This is a genomic window from Nostoc sp. LPT (genome assembly GCF_017115165.1).
In the GTDB taxonomy this organism is placed as follows: Bacteria; Cyanobacteriota; Cyanobacteriia; order Cyanobacteriales; family Nostocaceae; genus Nostoc.
Genome location: NZ_JABXKF010000073.1, coordinates 1 through 8,919, shown reverse-complemented (window position 1 = coordinate 8,919; position 8,919 = coordinate 1). Strand labels below are relative to the sequence as shown.

The 8,919-nt window shown below is 38.9% G+C and carries 7 protein-coding genes; 3 read left to right on the top strand and 4 right to left on the bottom strand.

Features of this window, described 5'->3' with window-relative positions; genetic code table 11:
- Window positions 1–448: 448 nt before the first annotated feature.
- The gene (locus HWQ58_RS16355; protein WP_292864459.1) at window positions 449–1,126 is read right to left on the bottom strand and encodes a hypothetical protein; all 678 of its coding nucleotides are present in this window, start codon (window positions 1,124–1,126) and stop codon (window positions 449–451) included.
- A 923-nt stretch (window positions 1,127–2,049) separates the two neighbouring features.
- Window positions 2,050–2,901, bottom strand: a complete 852-nt coding sequence (gene modD / locus HWQ58_RS16350; RefSeq protein WP_292864456.1) for a ModD protein — start codon at window positions 2,899–2,901, stop codon at window positions 2,050–2,052.
- 267 nt (window positions 2,902–3,168) lie between these two features.
- Between modD and HWQ58_RS16345 the strand changes: the two genes are divergently transcribed.
- Window positions 3,169–3,876, top strand: a complete 708-nt coding sequence (locus HWQ58_RS16345) for a 2OG-Fe(II) oxygenase family protein (protein ID WP_292864453.1) — start codon at window positions 3,169–3,171, stop codon at window positions 3,874–3,876.
- Between the two features lie 270 nt (window positions 3,877–4,146).
- On the opposite strand, the gene HWQ58_RS16340 is transcribed toward HWQ58_RS16345, so the two are convergent.
- Together HWQ58_RS16340 and HWQ58_RS16335 are read right to left on the bottom strand one after the other, a co-directional pair.
- The gene (locus tag HWQ58_RS16340; RefSeq protein WP_292864450.1) at window positions 4,147–4,758 is read right to left on the bottom strand and encodes a PEP-CTERM sorting domain-containing protein; all 612 of its coding nucleotides are present in this window, start codon (window positions 4,756–4,758) and stop codon (window positions 4,147–4,149) included.
- Between the two features lie 270 nt (window positions 4,759–5,028).
- A complete protein-coding gene (locus HWQ58_RS16335; RefSeq protein ID WP_292864446.1) occupies window positions 5,029–5,985 on the bottom strand; it encodes an extracellular solute-binding protein in 957 nt (318 codons plus the stop codon).
- A gap of 700 nt (window positions 5,986–6,685) precedes the next feature.
- On the opposite strand from HWQ58_RS16335, the gene HWQ58_RS16330 reads away from it, so the two are divergent.
- Window positions 6,686–7,417 carry a type 1 glutamine amidotransferase gene (locus HWQ58_RS16330; protein WP_292864443.1) on the top strand — a complete coding sequence of 244 codons (732 nt, stop codon included), beginning with the start codon at window positions 6,686–6,688 and terminating at the stop codon, window positions 7,415–7,417.
- Window positions 7,418–7,622: 205 nt separating this feature from the next.
- Window positions 7,623–8,024 (top strand): hypothetical protein, encoded by a 402-nt coding sequence (locus HWQ58_RS16325; RefSeq protein ID WP_292864441.1) that lies wholly within the window; start codon window positions 7,623–7,625, stop codon window positions 8,022–8,024.
- Window positions 8,025–8,919: the final 895 nt, after the last annotated feature.

Here is an 8,919-nt window from a genome sequence, read left to right as displayed (position 1 = left end):
CCCTTAGCACTTAGTCATGGAATTGACATTACTATTTCCAGGTGCAAGATATGAGACACGCTACTACGAAACTACTAGAAGAGTTGAAACCTATGCTGGTCATACTTGTGTGTACACTGTAGCCGCTTGCGGGAAGGGAGACAAAGCGTAGCTTTGGCGGGGTGGGGTTCTTCGGGTTTGATAAGTAATCAAGCGGACATGATATAATTTGTCAAGCAGTTGAATGCCACTAACTGCACTGGTTACTTTTTTGAGAGTTTAATATAACTTTTTTTACAAGGTTGGAATGCTCTTTATCAAACCCTGATTCTTGCATCTGGATGAAAATATCAAAGCTTAGTTTTAAATGAGCAAGAAGGCGTAATGTTTGCAATCGAAAGCCACTTGGTCTACTTGACCAAGTGGTGTGAGAATTCTCCGTTGTCGGCGTCTTTAATCAGAAGGGTTTTCAGAAATATTTTGGTTTCAAAGGAGAAGCAGGAGCAGATAATATGAGGATATTTGTCACATTAGTAACGTAACGACCTCCAGCTTTGTCACCTGGAACTACTAAACGAGCAAATCCTTCGTCTGTTAAAGGCAAGACTTTACCATCACTACCTTTTTTTGCAAATGCAACTAACACTGTTTTCCCTTCAAAGTTAGGTTGAATCTCACCAATAGCTACGACTGCACCATAGCAATCTGTGGCGTCAACTAGAACATATTGCCTCAGAAAAGAGTTTTTACTATTCACCCCAGAATTTCCAGGTTTGAGACCACCTCCGGCTTTCGGATTATTAATCAATTCCCATAGGGGAACTCCGTAGTATGTTTCTGTTCGTGGCCCTGAGCCGGTTTGAAAGCTTACAGTAATTTCAGTAACTAATGCTGGATTTTGTTTTTTTAAAGTATCTCGCAAATTTTGCAGTTTTTGCAAGTTATAAGTGGCTGGATTATTGAGTTCTCCACCCAAGCGAAAACTTTGTGAAGAACCTCCAGGACACTTATTTTTATCCCATAGAGAAGGTGTTTTTTCTTCTCGATCCCAGGGAAGATCGCTTTTGGAGTCAGCTAAAGTAGGTTGCCATAAAACTAGTAGCGATAGTATTAAAGACGCAATGGGTATCTGGCGGGTAAAATGCATAAAATCCTTCTCCATTTCCTATTGAATATTGAAAAAATTAGATAGTTTTGCTCAAAGCTTTTCGCTCACCAAAAATTAGTATCGTTCTCACCAGAACTGAGCAAGTTGACATTAAACAATTCGCAATTCGCAATTCGCAATTACATTTTGTGATAGCGACGTAGGAGCGTCTGGGGATTTAGACCCCAACACAAAACAAGCTTTGGCATTGGGGATGGGGTCTTAAACCCCTTTTAGCAAAGATAAATTTTGCTAGAAAAAAATAAAACCTTCAAATCATTCAACTTTCAACTCCTTACCAGACAAGACAAAATAGCTTAGTTTTCAATATAAATTATTAAAAACTAATGAATCCAAAGACAAAGTTATCCGCAAATCTCAGAATAGGTTTGCGTTTTTTAAAATGGATAAGTGTATCTATGTATGTACTGAAGATAATACCAACTTATTGAGTAGATTACCATATTATTTGGTATTTAAACGCTAACAAAATTAATTTTTATTTCTTTTTAAAATAGTGAAGCTTAATATTGTATATAAATTTGCTATCGTTATGTGCTTTATAAATAGGTTACTATCAAGCTAATAAAGGGTTTATAAGTGAGATTTACCTGTAAATTAGAAAACTGTCCGATTTCTAGAGAAGGGTTGTAGTTGTGCCGACACTATAAGTTGGAGCAAAACTATCCAGCTACTAGACTCGTAGTGTATGCAACCAATAGACTAAAGAAGTGGAACCGTTCACAGGTGCGGTGAACAGAGCGATATAGCCATCTATCGCTCTATTTCATCAACTACTTAAGAGCTTTGTAAAACCCCTGCTCTACTTCCGTTTTAAGTCTTGCGTAAACACTATTCTTTCTGGTTCAGCTCCTGCGTTTTAACAACTGCAATCTTAAGTATCAAACTAAATTAAAAATGTACTACTGTGCCATCCTCATTTTGACTGCAATATCGCACGGTTTACCAAAGTACGGTGAACTTGTCACTAAAATACCTACACCAGTGCTAGCATAATCCTTTATATTTTCAGAGGTAATACCACCAGCCGCTGCTAGTTTTAAGTTTGGATACTGCTGCTTCAACTTCAAAACTAGAGGCTCAAGGTCTGGTAGGGGAATTTTATCAAACTGAATTAAATCTACACCTGCTTGAGCAGCCATCCAAGCATCTTTTGGTGTATCTACTTCAACGCAAATATGTTGTTCTGGAAACTGTCGTCGCAGTTCATTCATGCGCTCAGTTAGCCCAACTATACCTCCCAAGAATATCAGGTGTTGGTTAAAGATTAGAACTGTTTCAGATAATCCTAAGCGATGAAAAAAACCCCCGCCAGCTAGAACTGCTTTGATGGAAAGCGCTCTAGTACCTGGAAAACATTTACGAGTAGTCACAATAGAAATAGACTGATTTACTGTTTTGGCAGTATCTACTAATACTCTTGTACGCGAAGCAATCCCTGAGGCGTATTCCATCAAATTTAAAGCAACTCTCCAGCCACTGTGCAAAGCTTGAGCAGTGCCACTAGCTTGAAGAATTAATTGCTTTTCCTGGCAGACTGTACCACTTTCGACTTGATAATGAACTTCGGCACCACAATATTTTAATACTCTGGCTGCTTCTTCAGTAGCGCAAATGGTCATCGGATGACGGGTAGAAAACTCGATTTCACCAGGTTGCTTGCCAATGCCAAGTCCGTAGGTTGTCAAATCTAGGTAGGGAACATCTTCCTGAATTAACCTAGCGATCGCCTCATCTGAGAAGAAAACACTCATTTTAGTTTTATGATCGGCTGACAAATAAATAGCTCAATCAAGATTCACACTCAACCTAATCTCATTCAGTTGTCGGAATTGTAATAATTACTACTATTATCCCAAATAGTTGGTAAAAAAATAACTTTGTTAATAAAGAATATATACCTCATTCGCTAGAATTAGTTAAATGCTGAAATTGAAAACTATTGACTTATAATATCAAGCTTGAATTTAGCAATCATACAGATAGTGTAAATTACAAACATAATCCAAAGAAGATTAAGAATGCTAAATTTAGATGCCATTCATCATACAACAATGCAATCAGTTCCATACCGTTATGCTGTAATCGAGAATTTGTTGCCCAAAGCAGCTAGCTTGGAACTTGCCGCCAGCTTTCCCCAGGAACAGTTTCGCTTATCAATAGGGGAAGGATATGGGTATCTTTGGAGTGAGATGCTTGCTAGTAATGAGGATATGGCTTTGATGTACAAGTTTAGCGATCGCGCCAGCCCTGAGTTGTCAGATCGTTGGCGCGATCGCATTACACAAGGAAGATTATCTTCTAATCTTGGTAATCTTGGCAGCATTTGGCGACAACTGATAGAAGAACTGTGGACACCTGCTTACCGCCAAGCCTTAACACAGATGTCTGGGGTGGAATTGAAAGACTGTGCAATGGTGATTGGGTTTCGTCGATATAATCTAGGTCACTGTCATCGCCCTCATACTGATGAACCATCGAAAGCTCTGACTCATTTGCTATTTTTCAATGAACAATGGTCTATGGACTGGGGTGGTAGTTTGCGAATTCTCTTGGACGAAAAACCAGAATCTGTCTTCCAAGATATTGCACCATTGAACCAGTTTTCGGCTGTGATTGTGCGCTCAGATAATTCCTGGCACATGGTAACTCCAGTCGCATCGACTGCACTACAGTGCCGATTGGCTCTCAGGATTGCTTTTTTTCACAATCTTGATGCAGGTGCTTAGTCGATAGTAAAAATCCAATTCCTACACAAAAGGCGATCGCTGAGGCAAGTGGCGTGGGAACTCTGCGTTGTAGGCATCTTTAATTTGAAGGGTTTTCAGAAATATTTTGGTTTCTACAATTTTTACCAAAATATTTGGATAATAAGAGAAATTCTAGCGATCGCATTATTAGTATTCCGCCGTAAACCTTATCAAATCATGGGGTGAGGGGTGATACCCCGGAATGACCAGATGCATCCTGAAGAAATCGGGGATATGCTTACAAATGATTTATAAATGCTGTATTCTAAAACCTACTTTTCGCTTATACAGTAGTAAAGTTATACCACCCGTGACTAACATGGCAGAGATTGAATCTGATTCAGGAATTGGTGTAATTTGACCCGAACCACTTATTGTGTTGCTAAACCGACCAAAATCATTCACCCGACGACCGGTAGTAACTAAAAAGTATTTCTGTCCTGTAAGGAGTTCTCGGTTGAAAGTAACAGTACTACCATTAGTAGTAGTACTTGCTATGAGAACATTGCTTAATTGTTCAGTAGGATTGAAACTGTCCTGATATAAAGCTAAGAAAATATCCCATTTTCTATTTGCAGGTGGCGTAGGTTCAGATTCACCATTTATAGTATATAAACCTGATTGCTTCACTATAAAATCTAATACACTGTAAGGTACACTCATTCCCAAATTACCATCTTTTTCACCACTGATAAGAGTGGGAGGATTCCCTGGTGCTACACGCCGCCAAATCGGTTCATTTGTTGTATCTTCCTGATAACTAAAGATAGCAGCTTTGAAGGGTTGAGCGGTAGAAATAGTAGCTAATGCTAACCCCATAATAACCATTAATGGTTTTTGAAAAAACTTTGTTTTGAACATAAATTATCTCTTAATATTTACTAACAGCTTGTTTTAAAATTAACCAGATTCTTCGATTTTCTAACTGTAGTGTTCATCGCTCAATACGATTCAGTTAAAACAAATTGTAGGTTGGGTTAAGCAAAGCACAACCCACCAAAGCCGCGGAAATTTTGGGTTTACGTTCCTCAAACGCCACTTTTTAAAGAGCGGGAACGCTAAAAGCGAACAAGTCGGGAAACCGCAAGGGCGCAGTGGTTCTCCAACCTACACAGTTTAAGGTTTTTGGTACTAACCCAAGCGTATTGGTTCATTGCTTACTTGAACTTTTTGCTGTTTGGCAGCAATCAATTTTCTCTGCAAGGCAAAAGCTACACTCACAGCAAGTAAAATTCCACCAACCCCCTGAGATTCGGGAACTGACTTCGGACTATTAAATCCATACTTTGCTAGTATTTTTTGTCCAGTTGGTGAAAGGATATAATCAGCTAGTTTTGAACCTCCAGGATTTGCATTTTTAAGTACTGTCAAACCATAGTCAGCTTCGGTTTTTAAGCTATCTGGCAATTCTACTATCTGTAAACTTGGTGAAATTTGTTGGGCAGATAAAGCACTGGTGTAATAGACCAAATAGATGTCTGCTTTGTTGATATCTTGCAGATAGTAGACTATGCTGCCCCCCGGACTATTCCTTTCTGGCGGCAATGTTCCTGATAATATTACAGCTTTACCATTGAGTTGGGCAAAGCTGCCTGGATTAATTTGTTCAGCTTTGCGAAATACTTCGACCCCGTAATCTCCCAAGGGATCGCTTACAGGTTTGGAAATACCCAATTTTACGTCGCTATCGAGAAACTTATCAAGCAGATTTTCTGTGGTGAGTGACACTTCAGGTGTAGCGATCGCATAGATAGAATTTCTGGCAAACGTTTGGACTTCCCCACTTAAGTTATTTTGATTTAGTGTAAGGGCATTACCTAAATCTGCACTGGCAAAGACATCTGCCTTTTCCCCTGCTAACAACCTATCTTTCAATGAACCAGAGGAGGCAAATTCTGTTTTGACAGGAATCCCATATTCCTGGGTAAAAGCACTAGCGACTTCCGAAAGCCCACCCCTCAAGCTACCAGCAGCATATAAAGTCACCTCAGGAGGTGCAGCCAGTGTGGCTGCTAAAGTTTGTTTTGTAAAGCTAAGATTGACAACTAATGCAGTCAGTGAAGCGGCAAGCAAATACTTTTTCATCATTTTTTAATCGCCCATAAGTAAGGAAAAAATCACTTTCTCGTTTTTGATAAGCTAAAACACATATTTATTGCATAATCACTCGTGAGGTTTTTTGACTGCTGACAGTTAACACTCAACAGCCAACACGACCATATATGATTTAAAAAGTGTGGAACAGCTTAACTAATGCTTAAACAGTCTCCATCTGAGCGTTTAAACTTTATAAATTATTCAACAGTATTGATGGCGTATGCTTTTATACGGGTTGGTGTTTTCGGTTGAAGTTATCATACCAACTTGGTTGGATAAAATCAATTCAACTACGTAATCAAACGCTGACTTTATCAAAACTTTAAGTAAAAATGCAATGCCTACAGCGAACGTACCCCTACGGGGAAGCAAACTACGCAAAGCACCTCGTTAGCGCAGCCTCTCATAGAAAAGCGATCGCAACCCAAGCTTGATGATGAACCTGAAGCATAGGTGTGGGATAGTTTGTTTGGAGTAATGCCGCCAGTTCCTGGTCAAATAGTTATACTTTATCTGGTGTTATACTACCTCCCACACCAGCAGTAGTACGAATACATCCACGCCAATCTTCGTGTGTCAAATGCACAACAAAGTCAACTTTTATCGGTTTTGTTGCAAAAGTTTTTAGGTCGCATGAATGCGTTTGTTTGCCTTATGCTTTCTTTCACTTTTATATAATTTAATGTAAAAAATGACACTGCAACTAAGTTCGGAGCAGTCAGGGATGAGAATTCATTACTTACAACACGTACCATTTGAAGGACTTGCTAGCATTGAGCAGTGGGTGATAAAAAAAGATTATATTCTCTCTGCAACTCAGTTCTATAACAATGATACTTTACCATCTGTTGATGACCTAGATTGGTTAATAGTAATGGGTGGGCCGATGAATATTTACGAGGATGATAGGTATCCTTGGTTGACTTTTGAAAAACATTTTATTGGAGAAGCAATCAAAAAGAATAAAATAGTTATTGGCATTTGTCTTGGTTCGCAGCTAATCGCTGATGTTTTAGGTTCTAAGGTTTACAAAGGTCAGGAGAAAGAAATAGGTTGGTATCCGATTCAAGTGACCACAGAAGTACAAAAATCTGCTGTTTTTGCTTCATTCCCTGCATCTATCACTGTGTTTCATTGGCATAGTGATACTTTTGACTTACCACTGGGTGCTGTACGACTAGCCTATAGTGAAGTATGTGTAAATCAAGCTTTTATTTATGAAGATAGAGTATTAGGTTTGCAATTTCACCTAGAATCAACTCAAGACAGTGTTCGCCAAATTATTGAAAATTGCGCTTCGGAATTAGTTGCAGGTGAATATATTCAAAAACCTGAAGAAATGCTTGCACAAAATGATGATTTTAGTAATATAAACACTGTCATGCACAAAATCTTAGATTATTTTGCAACTTTTACAAAATAAATTATTATCTATCATGCAATAAAGCTGCCCATCTTTAAGCGATCGCTCTACCTACCACTTTGCTACAATTCCTTTGAGCCAATCATTATATTGCCGTTCTTGTATAGAGTAATATCTATAAAATTTCCATATAATGTCCTGATTTGGATGTTATCGTTAGGATAATAATCCGTGTTTATTGATAGCTGTCTATAAGGATGGAGTCATGGCAAGTTATATCAGCAGTGGTAAACAGGAAGATTGTATTCAGCAAATTTTAGGCACTCACGCAAGGTATTCAGAAATAAACTTTTGGATTACCCAGCAAAATGCACCGAATACTAATAATCTGGAGTCACAAATTGCAAACTTAGAGTCACAAGTAACAAGTTTAAAGAATGAAGTCTCTAACCTAGAATATTTAAAGTATCAAGTCTATAACCTAGAAGATGATGTTAGGCAAGTTGGAGGTATTGCGGTATTTTGTATTGGAGCGTTTTGTGCATTGTCGGCGCAGAATACTGGTCGCAACGCATGGCTATGGTTTTTCCTTGGAATCTTCTTTGCTCCAATTACTGTCATAGTCTTACTCACCAAAAATTCAGCCGACAAAAGGTCGCAGAGATAATATTTACTTCGGAATTATCGATGGGGCGTTTCAGTCTCTTAGGGGATGTTTGAAAAGTCATAATTAATGTATCAAATATTTTTTACCCTACCCTAACCCTCCCCTTATAAAGGGGAGCCACTGCGTTGGGCGGGCAATGCCCGACTTGAAGCAAGTGGCGTGAGGGAACTAGATAGTGTTTGACTGAGTTATTGCATCAAAATCTGACGGCTTAAAATACTCATGACTTCATCTGGATTACCTGTTGGTAGTACGACACTCCAATCACCAACGTTGGCATAGCCGAGAACTTGCAACAAGTGAATTGTGCTGGTAACGGCTTTTGGTGAACCAATTAATAAATGTTTAATCGGTTCTCTTTTTGGCGATGGCTTTTAGTCAGATAAATTCAGAGGGGGTGCGTTGTTACCTTGAGTAGGTAAATACTGCTTTTGTTGTGATTTGGCGAACTTTTTTGATTGTGTCATGATCATAGTTGACTCCAATTGTAGGGGTTAAATGAAAGGCGATCGCCCTCGGCCAAGAGTCTGCGATCGCCTTTCTTATTTCAATATATAGTATATTTTTATACTTGTCAATAGCTTTTTAAGTGTTTTTACATAGAATTAGGCATGAGAATTGGTGTAAATTTTTGTGCGATGTCTCTTGACTCGCCCCTTTGTGTCTACGCTTTGTATTGGTTCAATTCTTGCGTTCGCCCTACAGCCCTTCTCCTAAAGGAGACGCTGTTCGCGTTCGGGCATCCTACGGCAGGCGTTGGCAAAGCCATCGCTTTTGTGTTTAATAAAAGCAAATTTGCTAAGTTCCTATATTGAATTCGGGCAGTCGTTTATTGAATTTGGGCAGTCGTTTATTGAATTCGGGCAGTCGTTTATTGAATTCGGGCAGTCGTTTA